Here is a 22,566-nt window from a genome sequence, read left to right as displayed (position 1 = left end):
GTCAGAGACCCAGTCTGTCGATCATCTGCTGGGTGATCAGGCAGATACCGTTTTCCGAGCGCCGGAAGCGCTTGGCATCGAACTCCGGATCATCGCCGACGACGAGCCCCTCCGGGATGATGACACGGCTGTCGATGACAACGTTCTTCAACTGAGCATGCCGGCCGATCTTCACGTCCGGCAGGATCACGGCACCGTCGAGGCGGGAATAGGAATTGACCCGCACACCGGTGAACAGAAGGCTGCGGTTGAGCGCTGCACCGGAGATGATGCAATCGCCTGACACAAGTGAGGAGGTCGCGGAACCGCGGCGGTTTTCATCGTCATGGACGAATTTTGCCGGCGGCTTGATCTCGGCAAAGGTCCAGATCGGCCATGTCGAATCGTAGATGTCCAGTTCCGGCGTTACATGGGTCAGGTCGATATTGGCCTGCCAGTAGGCGTCGATGGTGCCGACGTCGCGCCAGTAGGCCTCGCGCTCGAAATCGGAGCGGACGCAGGACTGGGTGAAGCGGTGTGCAACCGCTTTGCCGTGGTCGACGATATAGGGGATGATGTCCTTGCCGAAATCGCGGCTGGAGTTCGGATCTGCGGCGTCGCGGCGCAGAAGTTCCATCAGGAATTTCGTGTGGAAGACATAGATGCCCATCGAGGCGAGCGCCATGTCGGGATTGCCGGGAATGCCGGGCGGATCGGCAGGCTTTTCGACGAAGGCGATGACGCCGTCCTTTTCGTCGACATGCATGACGCCGAAGCCGACAGCCTCCATGCGCGGCACTTCGAGGCAGCCGATGGTGACGTCGGCGCCCGAATCGACGTGCTGCTGCAGCATCAGTTCGTAATCCATCTTGTAGATATGGTCGCCGGCCAGGATCACCATGTATTCGACGCCATAGTCCTCGATGATGTCGATGTTCTGGTAGACCGCGTCGGCTGTGCCTTCATACCACTGGGTCTCGGACACCCGCTGCGAGGCAGGCAGGATGTCGAAGCTTTCATTGCGTTCCGGACGGAAGAAGTTCCAGCCACGCTGCAGGTGGCGGATCAGCGAATGCGCCTTGTACTGCGTCGCCACGCCCATGCGGCGGATGCCGGAATTGAGCGCGTTCGACAGTGCGAAGTCGATGATTCTGGCCTTGCCGCCGAAATGCACGGCCGGTTTGGCACGGCGGTCGGTCAGTTCTTTGAGGCGGCTTCCGCGGCCGCCGGCCAGTACATAGGCCATCGCGTCACGGGCGAGCGGCTGTATTCGTTTTTCCATGGTCTTCCTCCCGATAGAATGTTCCCGAAGCGAAAACGAGGCCGGTCCGGCATCGTTCCGTCCAACGTCTTTTCGCACGTGTCCGTGCCTAGTCCTGTTCCAGCATCAAGGTTGCCAAAGGTGGCAACATGATCGAAGCGGATATGCCCCCCGTACTGTTTCTGCTTGCCTTGACGATGCCTCCATTGCCCTTGCCGCTACCGCCATAGATCTCGGCGTCGCTGTTGAGGATTTCCTTCCACCGCCCCTCCACAGGCAGCGGTATGGAATAGTTCTCGCGATAAACAGGCGTGAAATTGCTGATCACGGCAACCATTTTCTCGCCTGGTGCCTTGCGCAGGAAGGCAAAGACGGAATTCTCGCTGTCGTCTGCGATCAGCCATTCGAAGCCTTCGCCCTCGCAGTCGCGGCCATGCAGAGCGGCCTTGTTGCGGTAGGTGCCGTTGAGGTCGCGCACCAGCCGGCGCATGCCCTCGTGCAGCGGGTATTCGAGCAGGTTCCAGTCGAGCGACCGGTCTTCCGCCCATTCCCGCCACTGGGCGAATTCCTGGCCCATGAACAAAAGCTTCTTGCCCGGATAGCCCCACATGAAGCCGTAATAGGCCCGCAGATTGGCAAATTTCTGCCAGTCGTCGCCGGCCATCTTGGCCACCAGCGAGCCCTTGCCGTGCACCACTTCATCGTGGGAGAGCGGCAGAACGAAATTCTCGCTGAAGGCATAGATCAGCCCGAAGGTCATGTCGCTGTGGTGGTGTTTGCGGTGGATCGGCTCGCGCGCGAAATACTGCAGGGTGTCGTGCATGAAGCCCATGTTCCACTTGAAGCCGAAGCCGAGGCCGCCGGCGTGCACGGGCGCCGATACTTTCGGCCAGGACGTGGATTCCTCGGCGATCGTCAGGATGCCGGGATGGCTGCCATAGACTTCCGTGTTCATGGTCTGCAGGAAGCGCACCGCGTCCAGATTCTCGTTGCCGCCATACTCGTTCGGAACCCATTCGCCATGCTTGCGCGAATAGTCGAGGTAGAGCATCGAAGCGACTGCATCGACGCGCAAACCGTCAAGATGGAATTTTTCGGCCCAGTAGAGGGCGTTGTTGACGAGATAGGAAAACACTTCGGCGCGGCCGAAATTGTAGATCGCGGTGTTCCAGTCCGGGTGGAAACCCTGGCGCGGATCTTCATGCTCGTAGAGCGCCGTACCGTCGAACCATCCCAGGCCATGCGCGTCCGTCGGGAAATGGGCCGGCACCCAGTCGAGGATGACACCGAGGCCGACCTTGTGGGCGCCGTTGACGAAGCGGGCAAAGCCTTCCGGTTCGCCGAAACGGGCTGTCGGTGCATAAAGACCAGTCGTCTGGTAGCCCCAGGACGGATCGAACGGATATTCGGTGATCGGCAGGAATTCGATATGGGTGAAGCCCATGTCGATGCAGTAGGGGATCAGCCGTTCGGCCATTTCATCCCAGGACAGCATGTCGCCATTGTCGCGGCGTTGCCAGGAGGCCGCGTGCACTTCGTAGATGGAGATCGGCTGGCGGCGTGCATCGACACTCGCCCAATGGGCACGGTGCGCCTCGTCCTCCCAGACCTGCGCGATTTCGCCTGTCGTCTTCGAGCCGTTGTTTGGGCGCAGCTCCGAACGGCGTGCGAAGGGATCGGCTTTCAGCGGCAGCAATTCGCCGTTTTTGCCGATGATCTCGTATTTATAGATCATGTCGTCCTGGACGCCAGGCAGGAAGATTTCCCAGATCCCGGTATCGGACCGCAAGCGCATGACATGGCGGCGGCCATCCCACGCGTTGAACTCGCCGACCACGGAGACGCGCTGCGCATTCGGAGCCCAGACGGCGAAATGGAAGCCATCGGCGCCGTCGTGCTTGATGGGATGGGCGCCGAGTTTGTCGAACAGCCGCAGATGCGAGCCTTCGCGGATATAATAGTCGTCCATAGGGCCGAGAACGGGGCCGAAGCTGTAGGGATCGATCACCGTCCATTCGCCACCCTCGTTACGGGCGCGGTAGCGAACCGGCTGGATCTTCTTGAGGGCAACGAGGCCCTCGAAAAACCCGGCATCGTCACGTCTTGTCAAGGCGCCGAGCGCCTTGCCGGACAGTGTTTCCGCCGCCACATCCCAGGCGCCCGGAATGAAGCAGCGCGCGACAAAATCCTTGGCCGTTGCATGCACACCAAGCACCGAAAATGGGTCCGTATGCGCGCCAGACAACACCGTCGCTATTGTTTCGGCCGGAAGGGCTCCAGCCATTTGTTCTGTGGATCCATCTTTTGGTGCTGATGTCATCCGGCTCTCCAGATTTCCCCGGCATACTGCCGGATTGTGCGGTCGGACGAGAACCACCCCATGCGGGCGGTGTTGCGGATCGTCTTCGAATACCAGGAGGACGGGTCTGTCCAAATCGTATCGATTTCGCGCTGGGCCTTGGCATAGGCGTCGAAGTCGGCGGCGACCATGAACCAGTCATGCGAGTAGATGCCATCGACCAGACCGGTGAACCGGTTGCGGTCATCAGGGGAGAAGACACCGGAGGAGATCGCCAGCAGTGCCTGCGACAGTTCCCGCGACTGCTCGATGATCGCACGCGGATTGTGGCCCTCGGCGCGAACCTTGGTGACTTCATCGGCCGTCATGCCGAAGATCTTGATGTTTTCTTCGCCCACCCAATCGCGCATCTCGACATTGGCGCCGTCGAGCGTTCCGATGGTCAACGCTCCATTCAGGGCGAACTTCATGTTGCCGGTGCCGGACGCTTCCATGCCGGCTGTCGAAATCTGTTCGGACAGATCGGCGGAGGGCACGATGATTTCGGCCAGCGAGACGTTGTAGTTGGGCACGAAAACGACCTTGAGCAGCCCGCGCACGGCCGGATCGTTGTTGATGACCTTGGCGACGTCATTGGCCAGCTTGATGATCAGCTTGGCATTGTGATAGCTCGGCGCCGCCTTGCCGGCGAAAAGCTTGACGCGCGGCACCCAGTCCAGTTCCGGATGCGAGCGGATCTGGTCGTAGAGCGCGACCGCCTCGATGATGTTGAGAAGCTGGCGTTTGTATTCGTGGATCCGCTTGATCTGGATATCGAAGATCGCCGAAGGATCGAGTTTGATGCCCATGCGACCCTGCACGAGCTGCGCAAGCTTGACCTTGTTGGATCGTTTGATCGCGGCAAAGGCCTGCTGGAAATCGGGCTTGTCGGCATAGGCGTCGAGCGCCTGCAGCGCTTCCGCATTGTCCATGAAATCGTCGCCGATGGTCTCGCGGATCAGGTTGAACAGGTCCGGATTGCACTGCATCAGCCAGCGGCGAGGGGTGATGCCGTTGGTCTTGTTGTTGATGCGTGTCGGGTAAAGCCGATGCAGATCGGCAAAGACGGTTTCCTTCATGAGTTCTGTATGTAGGGCGGAAACGCCATTGATCGAGTGCGAACCGACAAAAGCGAGATTGCCCATGCGAACGCGGCGGTCGCCGCTTTCGTCGATCAGCGAAATGTTGCGCACTTCCTGGTCGGTGTGGACCTTCTGCTTGCGGGCTTCGAGAAGGATCTTGGCATTGATCGCATAGACGATCTGCATATGCCGCGGCAGCAGGCGCTCGAACAGCGGCACCGGCCAGGTTTCAAGCGCTTCCGGCAAAAGCGTATGGTTGGTGTAGGAGAAGGTCTTGCGGGAAATTTCCCAGGCCTGCTCGAAATCCATGCCGTGGACGTCCATCAAAAGACGGATGAGTTCGGCGATCGATACGGCCGGATGGGTATCGTTGAGCTGGATCGAGACCTTGTCCGGGAGCGAGGAGAAGTCCGGATATTGCTGCAGGTGACGGCGCAGGATGTCCTGCAGCGAGGCAGAGGAGAAGAAAAACTCCTGCCGCAGGCGCAGTTCCTGGCCCGCTGGGGTGGCGTCGGCCGGATAGAGGACACGGGCCAGACTTTCGGCCTTGTTGCTTTCCTTCAGGGCGCCGATGTGGTCGCCGGCATTGAAAGCATCAAGCAGGATCGGATCGATCGGGTGGGCCGACCAGAGACGCAGCGTGTTGACGCGCTTGGCGCGCCAGCCGACGACCGGCGTGTCGCAGGCCGTGGCGATGACGCGCTCTGCCGGCTTCCAGACGTAGCGGGTCAGTTCCTCATCGACATTCACGGTCTCGACGGAGCCCCCGAAGCCTATTTCATAGGAGCTTTCACGACGCTCGAATTCCCAGGGATTGCCATGGGCGAGCCAGGTTTCGGGCAGTTCCACCTGCCAGCCATCGGCCATCTGCTGGCGGAAAAGGCCGTGAACATAGCGGATGCCGTAGCCATAGGCCGGAATATCGACGCTCGCCATCGATTCCATGAAGCAGGCAGCGAGACGGCCGAGACCACCATTGCCGAGTGCCGCGTCCGGTTCCAGAAGGGCAATCACATCAATGTCGACGCCGAGCGATGCCAGAGCCTGACGCAGTTCGTCCATCAGCCCGATATTGGTGACGGCATCGCGCATCAGCCGGCCGATCAGAAACTCGAGTGACAGGTAGTAAACGCGCTTGGCATTCGTCCGGTAGGTCTTGCGGGTGGACTCCATCCAGTTGTCTGTGATCCGGTCGCGGATGACGAGAATGCTGGCGGTCATCCAGTCGTGTGGCTTGGCAACCTTCGGATCCTTGCCGATACGGTAGGTCAGGCGCTCGAGGATTTCCTGTGCAAGAACTTCTGGAGTTGAGGCGCGGGGGGCGGCGCTGAGGAGGTCGGAGTTGGACGGACTGGTCATGGAAACGGACTTACCCTCTTGTCGAGATTTGGGAGACCGGAGGTCGAACACCAACGGGGCGTGGCGCAATTTATGCACCGATACGAAGCGCTTGCAATAAGTGTTTTCAATAAGATGAAAATTGAACGGTTGGCTTTTTAGGGATACCTTTATATCGGCAAAAGCGTAGAGGCGACGGTGTTGCACGCGCAAATCACCCGCCCGGATTGCTCCGGGCGGGTGAAAAACGATGGCGATTTTAGGTTAGCGCGAAAGGCGCGATGTCAGTTCGGATGCCTTTTCGCCGATGTATTTGAAGGCGGCCGTCAATTCGCTGGCGTTTTCTGCCGGGAAATAATGCTTGTCCGACGTGGCGCAATATTTCAGCAGCGCCTGGCCTCTCGTCGGTGCCATGAAGGCCACGCTGAAGACCTCGATCTTGTCGGTGCGGGCCTTATCACAGTATTTTTTCGTTTCGACGTCTGCCGACGTGCTGTTGGATCTGTTGTTGTAGTAGTTGTTGTCGCCATCGGTCATGAAGACAATGTATTTGGTCGGAACCTGGCCGTTCTTGTTTTTGTGCGCTGTGTCTTCGGTATTCGCTGCAAGCTTTGTATAGGCAAGCTTGAACGCCTGGCTGGAATCGGTTCCGCCTGTCGCCGTCAGGGCGCTGACATAGGCAAGTGCCGCGGTTTGTCCCCAGGCGAGGTCGCTCTGGGTTTGCATACGGTCGTTATAGGACACGGCACCCAACCGCACGAGTTGTGCCGTCGGATCAGATGTATTCAATTGCGTCAGCAGATCGGCTGTTGCCTGCTTGAGTGCTGCAATCTTCCTTACATAGTTCGTGGCCGTGCAGGTTTTCGGGACGTATGTCCAGCCGCTATAGTAGCTGCAGTCGTACGTATAGGTCGGACTGGTGCTGTTCACCGTGCTGGTGTTTTCGCCCATCGAGCCGGAGCGATCGAGCACCAGGTACATCGACAGGGCGTTCTTCGACTGGGTCGAGCTCTCGGCCTCTGAAGCGCTGCTGACGGTAACGCTTTCCTTGCCAAGCAAGCGCGTCATCGGATTGAGCGGTACCGGATAGTCGAAAGCGACGGCGACCTTGAAGGATTTGCCGGTGCCGACCGTCGGTGCTTCTGTGATCTCCACCGACGTAGCGTTGGCGATCGCGTCGTCATCGCCAGGGGCTTCACCGCTTGCATCGGCGTCTCCCTCTCCCGGGTCATCCAGGCTCTGTGTGCTTGTGACCTGGGCCTTCAGGAAGTTCAGCGCAATGCGCTTGGCTTCGTTGTGGCTGACGCCCTGGCTTGCCAGGGCCGATGCCGCAGCCAGCGCTGCAGCGTCAGTTGCATCCTGAAGCTTGTTCTTCGTCATCACCATATTGGCCATGTCGATCGCAACACCGCCTGCGGCCAGCAGAACCGGCAAAACGATGGCCGTCATCATGCCGAAATTGCCGGCCCGATCTCGAAGAAGCGATCCTGATTTGCGCAGCATATTGCTCGTCCTGCCCATTTGCCTGTCCTCGGACTTGGTGATGTGATCCATGACAAGACCTTAATCGACAAGTCTTAGGGTTCGGTGGAGGTACGTGCTAAAATTTGAATTAAAGGAAAGAGACGCCGCACGTGTCGGGGTTTGGCGCTTTCCGGCCTGTCTGAAAAAGGGACACCTGCGGTCCCGTTTCGGTTCACCTGACCGGAATGACATCGACGGCCTGTTCCGTCTTATGGCTTCCGTAGCTTTTCAGGACACCGATGACGGGTGCAACGTCGCTGTAGTCACGTCCATGGCCAACGACGATATGGTCCGAACCCGCCAGAATATTGTTTGTCGGATCGAGTTCCATCCACCCGGAGGTGGTGCCGCACCAGAGGCGGACCCAGGCGTGCATGGCATCGGCACCTTCCAGGCGCTCCTTGCCGGCCGGCGGGATGGTGCGCAGGAAGCCGCTGACATAGCCAGCGGGTATCCCCAGGCTGCGCAGCGCGACGATCATCACATGGGTGAAATCCTGGCAGACCCCCCGCCTGATCTTGAATGCCTCGCGCGGGGTCGTGTCCACCGTCGTCGCCTTCGGATCGTAGACGAAGTCCTTGTGGATCCTTTCGCAGATGGCGAGCGCGATCTGCCGGATCGTCATGCCGTCCCTGATCACGCTGCGGGCATAGGCGGCAATGCCCGTATCGTCCGGCAGGCGCGGGCTTGGGCCGATGAAATGATGCGGCGAATTTCCGTCGAGCGCCCAGCAATTGGCGATGTCGGCGGGAAGACAGGCGAGATCAGGCGAAAAATCTGCCGTCAGCGTCGGCGGCTCGACCTGCACCCGTGCCTGCATGCGGATGACGAGTTTCTCATGTGCCTTGCGAAACAGGATCATCGTTGCCGGATTGGCGAAGAAGTCGGTGTTTTCGCGACGCTCTTCCGGTGCCGGCAGGCAGGTCACCGTGCCTGCCACCAGCCTCTGGCGGTCGTTTAGCGAAATCGGCAGGACGCGCACGATGTGCCGGCCCCCGGAAACCGGGGCTTCATAGGCATAGGTGATCTTGAGGTTGATGTCGTACAGCATGGGGGCCCGATCAGCCGAGATAGGTTTGTGCGAGAATATCCGACAGTCGGTAAAGATCCTGCTCCAGCTGCTCGTAGACTTCGACGCTCATTGCTTCCGGAGTCATCACCGCAAGCCCGGCATGCAGGCGCATCGCCTCGCGATAGAAGGGCGACATCTGCCCGTTCGAGAAGGCATTCGGCAATTGTTCGACCTCTGTCTTGATCTCGTTCAACTGGTAGAGGATCGAGCGGGGATTGAGTGGGTCGAGTGCCAGAAGATCGGTGACGGTCAGCGCTGCGGTGTTGACGTTGTAGCGGCGGCGATGCGTCATGACGCTGTCGCCGATTTCCAGCAGCATGTCATAGGCGCCATCAGGCGCATCGGACCGGGACGTATGGCCGAGCAGGCGCGTCATATGCAGGCCGCGCTCGAGATAACGGCCAATCGACAGGAAACGCCAGCCGGTAAAGCGGTACATGTTTTCATGCACGAGACCGGCAAAACCCGCCAGCTTGCGCAAGAGGATCGTCATGGCATGGGTCGCGTCGTCGCCAGCCTGGACGGTCGCCTGGAATTTTCGCGCGGTCTTGGCAAGATCGTTGAGCGCCAGCCAGCCGTCTGCCGAGAAGCGGTCGCGGATATTGCTGGCCGAAAACAGCGCGCTGTTGATATTGGCAAGAAGGCTCGCTGGCACCGGCTCCTTCGTGTCGATGTCCAGCGCTTCCAGATAGTCCGTCACGTCCTTCAAAAGCGGCGTGCCCGGATCGGCGGATTCGGCGAAGCGCCCGTGCCAGGCGCGCAGGATGCGCAGCGCACCTTCGGCCCGCTCGATATAGCGGCCGAGCCAGAAGAGATTGTCGGCCGCCCGGCTTGGCAGGCTGCCAGGCATGTTGCGGGTAAAACTTTCCTCGGGTGGCAGGAGCGTCGTGCGCTCGACCGGCTTGTCGCTGACGATCCAGACGTCTGCCGCCGATCCACCGGCCTGCATGGCGATTGCCGCGGCATCCGCGCCGCTGCCGATGCGGGCAAAGCCGCCCGGCATGATCTTCCAACCGTCCAGCGTGCGCGCAGCGTAGACACGCAGGCTCATCGGTCGGGGCGTCAGCCGGCCGTTGACCCAGGCCGGCGTCGTCGACAGCGTCACGACTTCCTGGCCGACGAGCTTGGCGCCATCGGAGGTCAGCCAGTCGGCAATCGAGGCCTTTGCCGTGTCGCGCAATGACGAGCCGAGCACCGATTGTCCGTTGTCGTCGAAGAAGGGGCGGGTCGAATAGGCCGGGCCGATCACCATCTTTTCAATGTTGTGGGCGACCTGCTCGCGTTCCGGCTGCTGGCCGCACCACCAGGTGGCGATGCTCGGCAAAAGCAGGTCCTGGCCAAGAAGATGCCGGCAGATGGTCGGCATGAAAGCGAGGAAGGCACGGGTTTCCAGAATGCCGGAGCCGAGGGAGTTTACGATCGAAAGCGAGCCGGAACGCAGCGCCTCGACGATGCCGGGCGTGCCGATATGCGATGTCTGGTTCAACTCGAGCGGGTCGGCAAAGGACGCATCGAGACGCCGCCACAAAACGCCGATGGATTTCAGGCCGGCGACGGTGCGCACCATGACGCGGCCATCGACCACCGTCAGATCCTCGCCTTCAAGCAGCATGAAGCCGAGATAACGGGCGATATAGGCGTGCTCGAAATAGGTTTCGTTGGCGACGCCCGGAGTCAGGACAGCAATGCGGTCGTCGGGATGTTTCTTGCGCGACTGCAATTCGTCACGGAAGGCGGCAAAGAAGCCGGCCAACCGGTGCACATGGGTTTCGGCGTAGACATCGGAAAAGGCGCGTGTTGTCGCGACGCGGTTTTCCAGCGCAAATCCGGCACCCGAAGGCGCTTCCGTACGATCGGACAGGACCCACCAGTTGCCATCCGGCCCCCGTCCGATCTCGAACGAACAGAAATGCAGGAAATGTCCGTCCACGGGCTGGACGCCGACCATCGGGCGCAGGAATTCCGGATTGGACGCGACCAGCGAGGGCGGCAGAAAGCCTTCGGCGACGAGACGGTTCGGCCCGTAGATGTCGGCAGCGATGCGCTCCAGCAGTTCGACGCGCTGTATCAGGCCGCGCGATACTGCCTGCCATTCGGCATCGGCGATCAGCACCGGGATGTGCGACAGCGGCCAGCTGCGTTCGGTGCTGTCCTTGGCGCCATAGGCCCGATAGAACACGCCGGCATCCCGCAGGTATCGATCGGCCCGGGCGAAACGGTTGGCGAGTTCAGTTTCGTCCATCCTGCCGATGGTCGCCAGCAGGTGCTGCCAGACAGGACGGACATTGCCATGCGTATCGAGCATTTCGTCGGCGATACCGGGAAGCGCCGCATAGCCGAAGACCGGATCACTTGCGATCCGGTCCCGTGTCTGCTGCGCCTCGGCCGTGCGTTTCTTTGACATTTATACCCCTGGCGGACGCCTCAGATCGAGCGTCAGCGGAAAATCGAATGACGGGTGTTCCGGTTGCAGGGCGTAGCTGCCTGCCGTGTGCCCCCACGGCTCGAAGCGGGCCAGCCTGCGGGCCTCGGCTTCATTGCCGTTGACCGGAAACGTGTCGTAGCTGCGTCCGCCCGGGTGGGCAACATGATAGATGCAGCCACCGATCGAACGCTTGGACCATGTATCATAAATGTCGAATGTAAGCGGTGTGTTAACCGGCAGGTTGGGATGCAATCCCGACGACGGTTGCCAGGCCTTGTAGCGGACGCCGGCAACGGCGACGCCGCTGATTCCGGTCCCCGACAAGGGCACGGCGCGGCCGTTGCAGGCGACGGTGTAACGCTCCGGATTGGCGGTCTGGAGCTTGACCTGCACGCGCTCAACCGAGCTGTCGACATAGCGCACGGTCCCACCCGGCGCGCCTTCTTCGCCCATCACGTGCCACGGCTCGAGCGCCTGCCGCAATTCGAGCTTCGAGCCGAGATACTCGACTTCGCCGCAGAACGGGAAGCGGAATTCGAGCTGCGCCGCAAACCATTCGGGCCTGAGGTCAAAGCCATTGGCGCGCAGGTCGTCGAGCACGTCGAGGAAATCCTGCCAGACATAATGCGACAGCATGAACCGGTCGTGCAAAGCCGTGCCCCAGCGCACCAGCTTGCCTTCGGCCGGGCTTTGCCAGAAGCGGGCGATCAGCGCCCGCACGAGGACCTGCTGTGCAAGGCTCATGCGCGCGTTCGGCGGCATTTCGAAGCCGCGGAACTCGACGAGGCCCAGCCGACCCGTCGGTCCGTCAGGCGAAAACAGCTTGTCGATGCAGATTTCCGACCGGTGGGTATTGCCGGAGGCATCGGTCAGCAGATTGCGGAACAGGCGATCGACCATCCACGGCAGGGGTTGCTGGCCCATGCCGGGCGTCGGCACCTGCGCCATGGCGATTTCGAGTTCGTAGAGCGTATCGTGGCGGGCCTCGTCGATGCGCGGTGCCTGGCTGGTCGGGCCGATGAACATGCCCGAAAACAGATAGGAGAGCGACGGGTGGCGCTGCCAGTGGAGGATCAGGCTTTTCAGCAGGTCCGGGCGGCGCAGGAACGGGCTGTTGTTGGGGCTGTTGCCGCCGACGACCACGTGGTTGCCGCCGCCGGTGCCGGTGTGGCGACCGTCGATCATGAACTTGTCGGCGCCGAGGCGGGTGAGGCGGGCCTCCTCGTAGACGGCGGTGGTGATCGCCACGCAGTCTGCCCAGTTCGAGGCCGGATGAATATTGACCTCGATGACGCCGGGATCGGGCGCGACGCGCATGACGTTGATGCGTTCGTCCTGCGGCGGCGAATAGCCTTCGATGTGGATCGGAAGGCCGAGATCGGCGGCTGCTTTTTCAGCCGCGGCGATCAGCTCGAGATAGTCCTCGATGCGCTCGACCGGCGGCATGAACACACAGAGACGACCATCGCGCGGCTCGACGCTCAGGGCGGTGCGAACGGCGCCGCGAATATCGGCATTGGCGGCGGCGAGTATCTGCTCGACACGCTTCTGGCGCTCTTCGGCTGCGGCCTTGCGGGACGCCTCGGCCAAGGCGCGGGCCGGCGTGCCGTAGTCCGGCAAGTCATCACGCGGGATCGACGGATCGGCTTCGTGAATGAACGGATACTCCGATGGCGGAACGTAGGGCAGGGTGCCGAGCGGCATGCGGTAGCCGATCGGGCTGTCGCCGGGAATGAGGAAGATCTTGCCGCGCCGGGTCTTCCATTTCTCGGAAATCCACTTCTGGCCGCTGGCTTTCGAGTTCCAGGCCTGGACAGGCAGGATATAGCCGGTCGGCGTCGTCAGGCCGCGCTCGAACACCTTGGCGATGCGGGCGCGCTCTTCCGGGCTTTCGAGCTTGGAGTTTGACGGATCGACATTTTCCGGAAGGCTGCCTTCCTTGATGATCCATTCGGCCGGATCCTCGAAGGCCGGGATGATCATTTCCGGTTCGATCTCGAGTTCGGTTGCGATGCCGTTCATCAGCGCTGCGGCTTCTGTGGGAGTGACCTTGGTGTCCTTGCCCTCGGCCGCGATCAGGTCCGGATTATGCCAGATCGGCTTTCCGTCCTTGCGCCAGTAGAGCGAAAAGGTCCAGCGCGGCAGGCTTTCGCCCGGATACCACTTGCCCTGTCCGTAATGCAGGAAGCCACCGGGGGCAAAGCGCTCGCGCAGGCGGCGGATCAGCTCGTCGGCCTTTTCGCGCTTGGTCGGGCCGACGGCAGCGGTGTTCCATTCCTCCGATTCGAAATCATCGATCGAGACGAAGGTCGGTTCGCCACCCATCGTAAGGCGCACGTCGGCGCCGTTCAGCACCTGGTCGACCCGCTCGCCGAGCGCATTCAGCGCATCCCAGCTTTCTTCGGAAAACGGCTTGGTGATGCGCGGGTGCTCGGCAACGCGCGAGACTTTCATGGCGAAGTCGAACGTCGTGTTCGCATCGCCATAGAGGCCGCCGGAAATTGGAGCGGCGTTGCGGTAATGCGGCGTTGCCGCCAGCGGAATATGGCTTTCGCCGGTCAAAAGGCCGGATGTCGGATCGAGACCCACCCAGCCGGCGCCGGGGAGATAGACCTCGCACCAGGCATGCAGGTCGGTGAAGTCGACCTCGGTGCCGGACGGGCCGTCCAGCGCCTTGAGATCCGGTGCAAGCTGGATCAGGTAGCCCGAGACGAAGCGGGCGGCGAGACCGAGATTGCGCAGGATTTCCACCAGCAGCCAGCTCGAATCCCGGCAGGAGCCGAGTGCCAGGTTCAGCGTCTCTTCCGGCGTCTGGACACCGGGTTCCATGCGGATGACGTAATTGACCTTCTGCTGCAGCTTGGCGTTCAGGCCAACGATAAAATCGATGGTGCGCATCGGCGTCCGGTCGATCGTGGCGATGTAGGCGGCCAGTGCCGGGCTCACGGGTTCCGGCTGCATGTAGATCTTCAGATCGTCGCGAATGTCTTCCGGATAGCTGAAGGGGAAGGTCTCGGCCTCCTCCTCGATGAAGAAGTCGAACGGGTTGTAGACCGTCATGTCGGCGACGAGATCGACCTCGATCTTCAACTCGGTGACTGGATCGGGAAACACGTAGCGCGACAGGTAGTTGCCGTAGGGGTCCTGCTGCAGCGTCACGAAGTGATTGGCCGGCGAGACTTTCAGCGAGTGGCTGATCACCTTGGTTTTCGAATGCGCGGCTGGCTTCAGGCGGATGATCTGGGGGCCGAGCCGGACGGGCTTGTCATAGGTGTAATGCGTCAGATGGTAGATGCTGGCTTTGATCGACATGCGGATTTTTATCCCCTCGACGACGGGTCTATGCCGTCATTTGATATGACTTTGTGCAATGCGAAGAGAGATTGCAAGGCTCAATTCCCCACGGGAAGATTCATTTCCTGCGCGTGGTCGCTGTAAACGCCCGAGGTTCGTGTCCCGACGAGCGTTGCCGGTCGCGTCTCGGATCTTCATCCATATCGGCGCGAGCGCTGCAGTGGCGATCAGTGACTTGCCATCTGATGCAGCGTCGCCGTTACCTTGGCGGTGTCGTAGGGCTTGGCGAAAAACACGCTGCGTGCGGGCAGATCCAGATCCGTCATTCGGCGGTGGCCGGACGTGATGATGATTTCAATCGGGGGCCAGCGATCGCGCACGGCCGCTGCCAGCATCATGCCATCGATACTGCCGGGCATGTCGATGTCGGTAAAGACGATGCGGATGTCCGAGCGCATCTCCAGGATGCGGACGGCTTCGTCCGCGTTCGACGCCTCGACAGCCACAAAGCCTGCATCTTCCACAAGATCGACGGCCATCATGCGCAGAAGTGGCTCATCTTCGACGATCAGGACGATCCGTTTGCCGAGTGGTCTGGACTGTGCCATCAAATCACTTCGCGTGCTGGAGTTGGAAAACGATGGCCGTCATTTCGACCCTGTAGCCTGAATGTTGGTAACTCGCTACGACGTCCCCTGTTCCGGAAAGACCCATATTAATCAACCGAGAGCCGAATCCTTTGGTTTGCGGTTGCTGTGCCGGAGGACCACCTTGCTCCGACCAGCGAAAACGAAATGTCGCATTGTCGCCCTGACCCTCGATGGACCAGTCGATCGCCACCCGGCCCGTCGGGTTCGACAGCGCACCGTATTTCAGCGCGTTCGTCGTTAGCTCATGGACGAGCAACGAAAGCGAGAGACTGCTTCTGGGCCCGAACGAAAACACCGGGCCGGAAATATCAAAACGATCCGCAAGACCCAGGGTTTCGATGCTGCCCGTAACCAGTGCCGATACGTCAGCGCCCATCCAGTTCTGTGCGAGAAGCGTGTCATGGGCTCTGCTCAAGGCCTGCAGCCGTTTTTCGAAGTTCAGGACGTGATCGCGCTCGGCAACAGGCCGTAGGGTTTGCGATGCGATTGCCTGGACCATTGCAAAGGTGTTTTTCAGGCGGTGCCCGATTTCCTGGTTGAGCAGGTCCTGGTCTGTTTCGGCCTGCAGGCGCGTCAGGGCGCTCTGGATGCGATTGCCGACGCTGCGAACAAACGACAGTTCCTCGTCGCTCCAGGCGTAGGGCGTGCTGTGGTGAACGAACACCACCAGACTGAATTTGCCGTGATCGAAAATCGGCAGGTTGACCAGCACGCGGACGCCGAGATCGGTCAGCGCCTTGGCGTTCTTCGCAGTCCGCGCATCTGTCAGGACGTCCGTCACGACGACGGTCGCGCCTTCCTTCAAGTCATCAATAAAGCTTCCGTAAGACCGGAAATGATGCAATCCGACGAGGCTATCGACCCCCGGTGCGCACCATTCCGGCTGTATCATCACCGATTCGGACGGCAGGTCGACAATCCCGAACCCGGCGCGGCTGGCGTCCAGCGCTTTGGCCATCAGGTCCGAGGCAACCAGGGCCATTGCCTCGATATCCTCGAGGTCACGGAGGCGATCGCCCAGATCGAGAAGCGCCGCCGATCGGGCGATCGATCGCTTCTGGGCCGTGATGTCCTGCACGGTGCCGAGCATCCGCAACGGCTTGCCATCTGCATCCCGCTCGAATGTCGCATGGCGGCTGATCCACCGGATCCCCCGATCCGGGGTCCCGATGCGGTATTCGACATCGGTCTCGGCATCGCCGGTGCGGCGGCTCTCGCTGTTGGACTGGCGCCCTTGATCCTCGGCCACGATCATCGCCTCGATCGTTGCTGCCGGGTAGCTGTCCGCGTGTGGCAGGCCGAAAATCCGACAGGCCTCGGCCGACACCTTGACGTTGCCGGTTGCAATGTCGATTTCGTAGGTCCCGATCCGGCCCGCCTCCTGGGCGGCCACTGTCTTGATGGCGCTGGTCCGGATCGTGGAGGCGATATTCTTCTGACGGCGAAACAATTCGTCCTTGCGGCGGGACATGCGGCGCGCTTCCAGCAGAAGGATGACCTGTCGGGCCAGCGCCTCCAGTGCCTTCCTCTGCGCATCGTCAAGACCGGCAGGCCGAATTTCCGTATCGATGACGCAGAGCGTGCCGATAACGACGCCGCCGGGCGTTATCAGCGGTGCACCGGCATAGAAACGGATATGCGGGTTCTCCGTTACAAGCGTGTTGTCTCTGGTTCTGGGATCGGTGGTCAGGTCTGGTATGATCAGCGTATCCTGCCGGCCCAGGGCGTGAGCGCAGACCGACTGTCCGATCGGCGTTTCGCAAGCCTCGAAGCCAATGCGCGCCTTGAACCATTGCCGTCCCAGTTCGACCAGGCTGACAAGTGCGACGGGCGTCTTGCACAAGGCTGTGGCCACCAGAACGATATCGTCGAATTCGGGTTCCTGCGGGGTGTCGAGGATATCGTAAGCCTCAAGGGCTTCCAGCCGTTTCTGATGAACGGCTTCGGGTTCTTCAAGCAGGGGAAACAAGGCAATCTCAATCTTGAACGGTGTCAGCGCAGACCCGTGTCGCCCTGTGTATCGGGCGCTTTTCTGCATCCGGTCTGATTTAGCGTCATTTGTCCCGTCTTCAAGATGTCGAGGGTATTGCTGGCGGGGTTTTCGAGTCGATTTTCGGGTGCGACGAGGGGCAAACGACCGAGGCGCCACCCGTGCTGGATGGCGCCTTTTTCTTTTCTGGATGACAGTTCAGCGCTTCATCGAGACCAGATTGAAATGTGCGCCCTGCGGGTCGATGCAGTTGATGATCCAGGAACTGCCCGGTACCTCCATCGGCCCCATGAGAACCTGTCCGCCGTGTGCCTTGACGCGCTCGGCGGCGGCTTCGATCGCGTCGACGGTGAAGTAGTAGCCCCAGTGGGGTGGTGCCGGAATGTCCTTGGGCTTTGTCATCATGCCGCCGAATGCCGGTCCGCCATCGACACCGAAGGTCTGGTAGAGGCCCATGCCGCCCATGTCGACCGCCATGTCCCTGGTCCAGCCGAAGGCGGAGGAATAGAAGCTCCATGCGCTATCGAGATCACCGGCCATCAGCTCGTTCCAGCCGACCTGACCATTGCTGCCCGGCGGGAGTTGCGGCCCCATGTCGCCATCATCGGTGCTGAACAGCGAGAAGACGGCGCCATGCGGATCGGCGATGACGGCAAACCGACCTACGCCTGGGATGTCGCGCGGCTGCTCGATGATGGCCGCGCCTTTTTCGAAGAGGTCCGCAACGGTCCTGTCGATGTCCGCGACGCCGATATAGCCCACCCAACAGGGCGGCATTCCGGGTGGAGCATCCTCCGGCATGCTCATCAGGCCAGCGACGCGCTGTTCGCCCGTATAGACCAGCGTGTAGTCGAAACCGGCCATGCCGCTATCAGCGGCCCGCCAGCCGACCACCTCGGTGTAGAAATTCGTGGCGGCGGTAAGGTCTGTCGTCATCAGTTCGTGCCAAACGAACGTGCTGAATGGTTTGCTCACAATTTTTCCTCCTTGTGCACTTCGGGAGTGTCAATCTCCGGTCAGGTCGCTGCCATGCGCTTGTAGTGCGATGCCATGACAGGATTCCAGCTGCCGTCGGCGTTTTCCATGCGCGAGGAAAAGCGCCGCGTATCCGCGTCGATGATCGTGATGATGTCCCGATAGCGGGCCGTCCGCCCGGCGTCGGTCATGTCCGGCCCCTCGCAATCGAGTGTCAGGATCGTTCCTGTTTCATCGAGCCCGCCATCATAGACCCAAAGGTTGGACATCATCGTGCCGATCGTCGAGCCCACGAAACGGTGCAACGCAGGATCATATCCAAGCGTCATGATCATGGTCGCGGAATTGCCGTCCGGCATCGGGCCGGAAAGCTCGGCAATGCTCCAGAGACCGTCGAGCAATCGCACATCCTCCTGCCAGAGCGGATGGTCCTGCATGTCGAAGGTCACCTGCCACCGCCCTGTCAGCTGTTGCAGCCATCGGTGTTCATTGGTTATTGCAATGTTCATCTTGCCCTCCCGGCATTCCGAATGGTGTCAGGCGCAGCAGGCATGCGCCCGGGGCGCCTGCTCATATTCGTCGTGGCGTTTGACGAAGCTGAGGGTTTCCGTCTCATTGCGGCCTTTCGGGGCACGGTCGAGGATCATCAGCGTCGTCAGGACCTCTTCGCCACCGCGGGCGTAATCCGAATAGGTGTGGTAGATATGGCCGGCCTCATCGCGGATGAATGCGCTCATGCCGGGCAGCTCGTCATTGGCCTGATCGCCGGCCATGTCACGAAAATTGTAGAAGACCGTGCCGCTCTCCAGTTCCTCCTTGGTGAAGGAGACATGGTAGTCGCTGTTGAAGTCGCTTTCGAACGACGAGACCCAGGGGAATTTCCAGCCCATCCTTGCCTTGTAGGCTTCGATCTTGTCGAGCGGTGCGCGCGAGACGCTGACATAGGTCACGTCGTGATTGTTGAGGTGAACCAGCGTGCCGTCGATGTGATCCGACAGGAAGGAGGAGCCGGGGCAGCCCGCGTCCCAGTCTGGTCCGAACATGAAATGATAGATCATCAGCTGGCTGCGACCGTCAAAGAGATCGCCCAGGTTTTTGCGGCCTGTTGGTGTGTCGAAGAGATAGGCCTTGTCGACCTTGACCCACGGCATGGCCAGCCGTTCGGCGCGGATCCTGTCGCGGAGCCGGGTCTCCTCCTTTTCGGTCACCAGCAGCGCACGGCGCGCCTCCAGCCATTCCTCGCGCGTCACAATCTCATGCATCGCCATCGTTCATTCCTCCTCAGAAATCGCGTTTCGTTCCGCTTGACTGAATAGGTTGATATCAACATTATTCAGTTATGTCAAAACCCGTGGTGATTCCTTTTGAAACGACCCTGCTTGTCCGCGATACCTGCCTGTGTCTGCATGTGCAGCGCGCTGCGCGGGCCCTGGCGCGTCGGTTCGACGAGGCGCTGCGGCCTTTTTCGCTGACCAACGGCCAGTTTTCGCTGCTGATGTCGCTCAACCGCCCGGAGCCGCCCGGCATGGGGCCGGTGGCTTCGTTGCTTGCCATGGATCGCACGACGCTGACCGCCGCGTTGAAGCCGCTGGAGCGGCGCGGCCTGGTGGAGTTGCTCGGTGACCCGAGGGATCGCCGTTCGAAACGTCTGCGCCTGACAGAGCGCGGTCATGCAGTGCTGTCGGAAGCGGTACCCGTCTGGAAAAGTACCCATGCGGATGTCGATGCACTGCTTCCGGGGCGCGACGGTCCCGAGCGGCTGCGAGGTGACCTCAGGGCGCTGGCCTGACGATTTCATTGACCCGCGAAGCAAAAACGAAGGAGACTGCCTATGAAGATGATTTTCGTGAACCTGCCGGTGAAGGACCTGGAAAAGTCGAGGGCGTTTTTTGGCGCGCTCGGCTACAGTTTCAATGCGGATTTCTCGGACGAAACCGCCGCCTGCATGATAGTTTCGGAGAGCATCTTCGTCATGCTGCTCACCCATCCGAAGTTCAAGGATTTCATCACCGGCGAAATCAGCGATGCCCACAAGGCGACGGAAGTGCTGACAGCGCTTACCGCCGATAGTCGCGCCGAGGTCGATGACATTCTGGCCAAGGCGCTTGCCGCCGGGGCCAGCCCGTGGAAGCCCAATCTGGATCTCGGTTTCATGTACAGCTGCAGCTTCCAGGACCTAGACGGCCATGTCTGGGAGTATTTTCACATGGCGCAACCGGGCGGTTGAGGTCAGGCTTTCATGATTTCGCGTAGCAGACGGCCTGCAGCTTGTTGCCGTCTGGATCGCGGACATAGGCTGCATAGTAGTCCGGGCCATAATGCGGGCGAAAGCCGGGCGCGCCTTCGTTATTTCCCCCGAGCTTCAAAGCCTGGGCGTGAAACGCATCGACCGCCGCACGGCTTTCGGCGACAAAGGCAATGTGTGTGCCGTTGCCCCATGTTGCGGGCAAACCGTTTTCTGGAGAGTAGATGTAAATCGTTGGCATCTGACCGTCTTTTTCATAGGCCAGGGGCTTTTCGGCAGGCTTGACCAGTCGCACAAACCCGAGGGCGCCGAGCACCAAATCGTAAAAAACTGCAGCGCGTTGCTTGTCGTTGGTCCCAAGCGTGATGTGGCTGATAATCGACATGGTTGTACGTTTCCTGTGGCGCTATTGGCCGCGCAGGAAAGCACGGCTGACGGTGGTGAGTCAGCCGTGTCTGTTCGCAATCAGCAGTTTTATTTACATATTCTCGAATTCGCCAAGGTCGCGCACTGCGCCGCGGGCGGCGGAGGTGGCAAAGGCGGCATAGGCTTTCAGCGCCTGGGTTACCTTGCGCTTGCGCGGCTTGGCCGGCTTCCAGCCCTTGGCATCCTGCTCGGCGCGGCGCGTGGCAAGCTCGCTTTCCGTGACGCGCAGCGAAATCGTCCGGTTCGGGATGTCGATATCGACCATGTCGCCTTCACGCACCAGGCCGATTGTGCCGCCTTCTGCGGCTTCCGGCGAGACGTGGCCGATGGACAGACCCGAGGTGCCGCCGGAGAAGCGGCCATCGGTGATCAGCGCGCAGGCCTTGCCGAGACCCTTGGATTTCAGGTAGCTCGTCGGATAGAGCATTTCCTGCATGCCGGGTCCGCCGCGCGGGCCTTCATAGCGGATGACGAGCACGTCGCCGGCCTTGATCTCGTTGGAAAGCAGCGCCTTGACGGTGTCGTCCTGGCTTTCGAAAACGCGGGCGGGGCCTGAGAATTTCAGAATCGATTCATCGACCCCGGCGGTCTTCACGATGCAGCCGTCGAGCGCGATATTGCCCTTGAGGACCGCAATGCCGCCATCCTTGGAAAACGCGCTTTCGGATGAACGGATCGCACCGGCGTGGCGGTCGAGATCAAGCTCTGCCCAACGGTTCGACTGGCTGAAGGCCTGCGTGGTGCGCACGCCGCCCGGGGCCGCCATGAAGAAGTTGCGGACCATGTCGGAATTGGTGCGGCTGATGTCCCACTTGTCGAGCGCATGGGCCATCGATGCCGCATGAACCGTCGGTTCGTCGCGGTTGATCAGGCCGGCACGGTCGAGCTGGCCGAGGATCGACATGATGCCGCCGGCGCGATGCACGTCTTCCATGTGCACGTCACTCTTGGCAGGCGCGACCTTGCAGAGCACAGGCACCCTGCGCGAGAGCGCGTCGATGTCGTCCATGGTGAAGTCGATGCCGCCCTCATGGGCCGCAGCCAGAATGTGCAGAACAGTATTGGTCGAGCCGCCCATGGCGATGTCGAGCGCCATCGCATTTTCGAAGGCCTTCTTCGTGGCGATCGAGCGGGGCAGTGCCGTTTCATCGTCCTGCTCGTAATAGCGGCGGGCCAGATCGACGATCAGGTGGCCGGCCTCGACGAACAGGCGCTTGCGGTCGGAATGAGTGGCGAGCGTCGAGCCGTTGCCGGGCAGCGACAGGCCGAGCGCTTCCGTCAGACAGTTCATGGAATTGGCCGTGAACATGCCGGAGCAGGAGCCGCAGGTGGGGCATGCCGCCTCTTCGACGGCCTGGACTTCCTCGTCGGTGTATTGATCGTCGGCCGCCATGACCATGGCATCGACCAGATCGAGTGCCTGCAGCTTGCCCTTGAGCATCGCCTTGCCGGCTTCCATCGGGCCGCCGGAAACAAAGATGACCGGGATGTTGATGCGCATCGCAGCGTTCAGCATGCCGGGGGTGATCTTGTCGCAATTGGAGATGCAGACCATGGCATCGGCGCAATGGGCGTTGACCATGTATTCGACGCTGTCGGCAATCAGGTCGCGCGACGGCAGCGAATAGAGCATGCCGTCATGGCCCATGGCGATGCCGTCATCGACCGCGATCGTGTTGAATTCCTTGGCGACGCCACCGGCGGCCTCGATTTCGCGCGCAACGAGCTGGCCGAGATCCTTGAGGTGGACATGGCCGGGCACGAACTGCGTGAAGGAATTGACCACGGCGATAATCGGCTTGCCGAAGTCGCCGTCCTTCATGCCGGTTGCGCGCCAAAGGCCGCGGGCGCCGGCCATGTTGCGGCCGTGGGTGGTGGTGCGGGAGCGATAGACTGGCATCGGGGTCTTCCTTGCGCGCGTTGGTGGATAGCGGTCCAGATAGGAGCGGCCGCCTCGCGTTTGCAGG

At 60.9% G+C, this 22,566-nt stretch carries 16 protein-coding genes; 2 read left to right on the top strand and 14 right to left on the bottom strand.

What is annotated here, in order from left to right; all coding sequences use genetic code 11:
* Nucleotide 1 precedes the first annotated feature (1 nt).
* The 12 genes from glgC to AX760_RS00085 all read right to left on the bottom strand — a co-directional run bounded on the left by glgC (nt 2) and on the right by AX760_RS00085 (nt 19,190).
* Nucleotides 2-1,261, bottom strand: coding sequence for a glucose-1-phosphate adenylyltransferase (glgC, locus tag AX760_RS00140; protein WP_071830800.1), 1,260 nt, complete (start codon nt 1,259-1,261; stop codon nt 2-4).
* An 88-nt stretch (nt 1,262-1,349) separates the two neighbouring features.
* A complete protein-coding gene (gene glgB, locus AX760_RS00135; protein ID WP_425348794.1) occupies nt 1,350-3,524 on the bottom strand; it encodes a 1,4-alpha-glucan branching protein GlgB in 2,175 nt (724 codons plus the stop codon).
* Nucleotides 3,525-3,556: 32 nt separating this feature from the next.
* The gene (locus AX760_RS00130) at nt 3,557-6,019 is read right to left on the bottom strand and encodes a glycogen/starch/alpha-glucan phosphorylase (protein ID WP_071830798.1); all 2,463 of its coding nucleotides are present in this window, start codon (nt 6,017-6,019) and stop codon (nt 3,557-3,559) included.
* A 243-nt stretch (nt 6,020-6,262) separates the two neighbouring features.
* Nucleotides 6,263-7,519, bottom strand: a complete 1,257-nt coding sequence (locus AX760_RS00125) for a pilus assembly protein (protein WP_071830797.1) — start codon at nt 7,517-7,519, stop codon at nt 6,263-6,265.
* A gap of 175 nt (nt 7,520-7,694) precedes the next feature.
* Nucleotides 7,695-8,573, bottom strand: a complete 879-nt coding sequence (locus AX760_RS00120; RefSeq protein WP_071830796.1) for a transglutaminase family protein — start codon at nt 8,571-8,573, stop codon at nt 7,695-7,697.
* A gap of 10 nt (nt 8,574-8,583) precedes the next feature.
* A complete protein-coding gene (locus AX760_RS00115; RefSeq protein WP_071830795.1) occupies nt 8,584-10,998 on the bottom strand; it encodes a circularly permuted type 2 ATP-grasp protein in 2,415 nt (804 codons plus the stop codon).
* Entirely contained in the window at nt 10,999-14,331 is a 3,333-nt protein-coding gene (locus AX760_RS00110) for a transglutaminase family protein (RefSeq protein WP_071830794.1), read from the bottom strand.
* 209 nt (nt 14,332-14,540) lie between these two features.
* Nucleotides 14,541-14,921, bottom strand: coding sequence for a response regulator (locus tag AX760_RS00105; protein ID WP_071830793.1), 381 nt, complete (start codon nt 14,919-14,921; stop codon nt 14,541-14,543).
* 4 nt (nt 14,922-14,925) lie between these two features.
* Nucleotides 14,926-16,932 (bottom strand): GAF domain-containing protein, encoded by a 2,007-nt coding sequence (locus AX760_RS00100; protein ID WP_071831019.1) that lies wholly within the window; start codon nt 16,930-16,932, stop codon nt 14,926-14,928.
* A 219-nt stretch (nt 16,933-17,151) separates the two neighbouring features.
* On the bottom strand, nt 17,152-17,889 hold the full coding sequence (locus AX760_RS00095) for a VOC family protein (protein WP_071831018.1): 738 nt from the start codon (nt 17,887-17,889) through the stop codon (nt 17,152-17,154).
* A gap of 80 nt (nt 17,890-17,969) precedes the next feature.
* The gene (locus AX760_RS00090) at nt 17,970-18,437 is read right to left on the bottom strand and encodes a DUF1579 domain-containing protein (RefSeq protein WP_071830792.1); all 468 of its coding nucleotides are present in this window, start codon (nt 18,435-18,437) and stop codon (nt 17,970-17,972) included.
* Nucleotides 18,438-18,464: 27 nt separating this feature from the next.
* Nucleotides 18,465-19,190 carry a DUF899 domain-containing protein gene (locus AX760_RS00085; protein ID WP_071831017.1) on the bottom strand — a complete coding sequence of 242 codons (726 nt, stop codon included), beginning with the start codon at nt 19,188-19,190 and terminating at the stop codon, nt 18,465-18,467.
* Between the two features lie 77 nt (nt 19,191-19,267).
* Here AX760_RS00085 and AX760_RS00080 point away from each other — a divergent pair, with 77 nt between their 5' ends.
* A complete protein-coding gene (locus AX760_RS00080) occupies nt 19,268-19,717 on the top strand; it encodes a MarR family winged helix-turn-helix transcriptional regulator (protein WP_071830791.1) in 450 nt (149 codons plus the stop codon).
* A 42-nt stretch (nt 19,718-19,759) separates the two neighbouring features.
* Complete coding sequence (locus AX760_RS00075; protein WP_071830790.1) at nt 19,760-20,155, top strand: VOC family protein; 396 nt, start codon at nt 19,760-19,762, stop codon at nt 20,153-20,155.
* A gap of 10 nt (nt 20,156-20,165) precedes the next feature.
* Here AX760_RS00075 and AX760_RS00070 read toward each other — a convergent pair whose 3' ends face one another.
* Complete coding sequence (locus AX760_RS00070; RefSeq protein WP_175551985.1) at nt 20,166-20,558, bottom strand: VOC family protein; 393 nt, start codon at nt 20,556-20,558, stop codon at nt 20,166-20,168.
* A 93-nt stretch (nt 20,559-20,651) separates the two neighbouring features.
* Nucleotides 20,652-22,499, bottom strand: a complete 1,848-nt coding sequence (gene ilvD, locus AX760_RS00065; RefSeq protein ID WP_071830789.1) for a dihydroxy-acid dehydratase — start codon at nt 22,497-22,499, stop codon at nt 20,652-20,654.
* Between the last annotated feature and the right edge of the window lie 67 nt (nt 22,500-22,566).

The sequence above is a fragment of the Pararhizobium antarcticum genome (assembly GCF_001885585.1).
In the GTDB taxonomy this organism is placed as follows: Bacteria; Pseudomonadota; Alphaproteobacteria; order Rhizobiales; family Rhizobiaceae; genus Pararhizobium; species Pararhizobium antarcticum.
The sequence above is the reverse complement of the archived record's forward strand: the minus strand, read 5'-3'. Positions and strand labels throughout refer to the sequence as shown.

Bases quoted from the DNA above. Each gene is read 5' to 3' on its own strand.
- glgC (WP_071830800.1), bottom strand. From the start codon at position 1,261: ATGGAAAAACGAATACAGCCGCTCGCCCGTGACGCGATGGCCTATGTA.
- glgB (WP_425348794.1), bottom strand. From the start codon at position 3,524: ATGGCTGGAGCCCTTCCGGCCGAAACAATAGCGACGGTGTTGTCTGGC.
- AX760_RS00130 (WP_071830798.1), bottom strand. From the start codon at position 6,019: ATGACCAGTCCGTCCAACTCCGACCTCCTCAGCGCCGCCCCCCGCGCC.
- AX760_RS00125 (WP_071830797.1), bottom strand. From the start codon at position 7,519: ATGGGCAGGACGAGCAATATGCTGCGCAAATCAGGATCGCTTCTTCGA.
- AX760_RS00120 (WP_071830796.1), bottom strand. From the start codon at position 8,573: ATGCTGTACGACATCAACCTCAAGATCACCTATGCCTATGAAGCCCCG.
- AX760_RS00115 (WP_071830795.1), bottom strand. From the start codon at position 10,998: ATGTCAAAGAAACGCACGGCCGAGGCGCAGCAGACACGGGACCGGATC.
- AX760_RS00110 (WP_071830794.1), bottom strand. From the start codon at position 14,331: ATGTCGATCAAAGCCAGCATCTACCATCTGACGCATTACACCTATGAC.
- AX760_RS00105 (WP_071830793.1), bottom strand. From the start codon at position 14,921: ATGGCACAGTCCAGACCACTCGGCAAACGGATCGTCCTGATCGTCGAA.
- AX760_RS00095 (WP_071831018.1), bottom strand. From the start codon at position 17,889: ATGACGACAGACCTTACCGCCGCCACGAATTTCTACACCGAGGTGGTC.
- AX760_RS00090 (WP_071830792.1), bottom strand. From the start codon at position 18,437: ATGAACATTGCAATAACCAATGAACACCGATGGCTGCAACAGCTGACA.
- AX760_RS00085 (WP_071831017.1), bottom strand. From the start codon at position 19,190: ATGCATGAGATTGTGACGCGCGAGGAATGGCTGGAGGCGCGCCGTGCG.
- AX760_RS00080 (WP_071830791.1), top strand. From the start codon at position 19,268: ATGTCAAAACCCGTGGTGATTCCTTTTGAAACGACCCTGCTTGTCCGC.
- AX760_RS00075 (WP_071830790.1), top strand. From the start codon at position 19,760: ATGAAGATGATTTTCGTGAACCTGCCGGTGAAGGACCTGGAAAAGTCG.
- AX760_RS00070 (WP_175551985.1), bottom strand. From the start codon at position 20,558: ATGTCGATTATCAGCCACATCACGCTTGGGACCAACGACAAGCAACGC.
- ilvD (WP_071830789.1), bottom strand. From the start codon at position 22,499: ATGCCAGTCTATCGCTCCCGCACCACCACCCACGGCCGCAACATGGCC.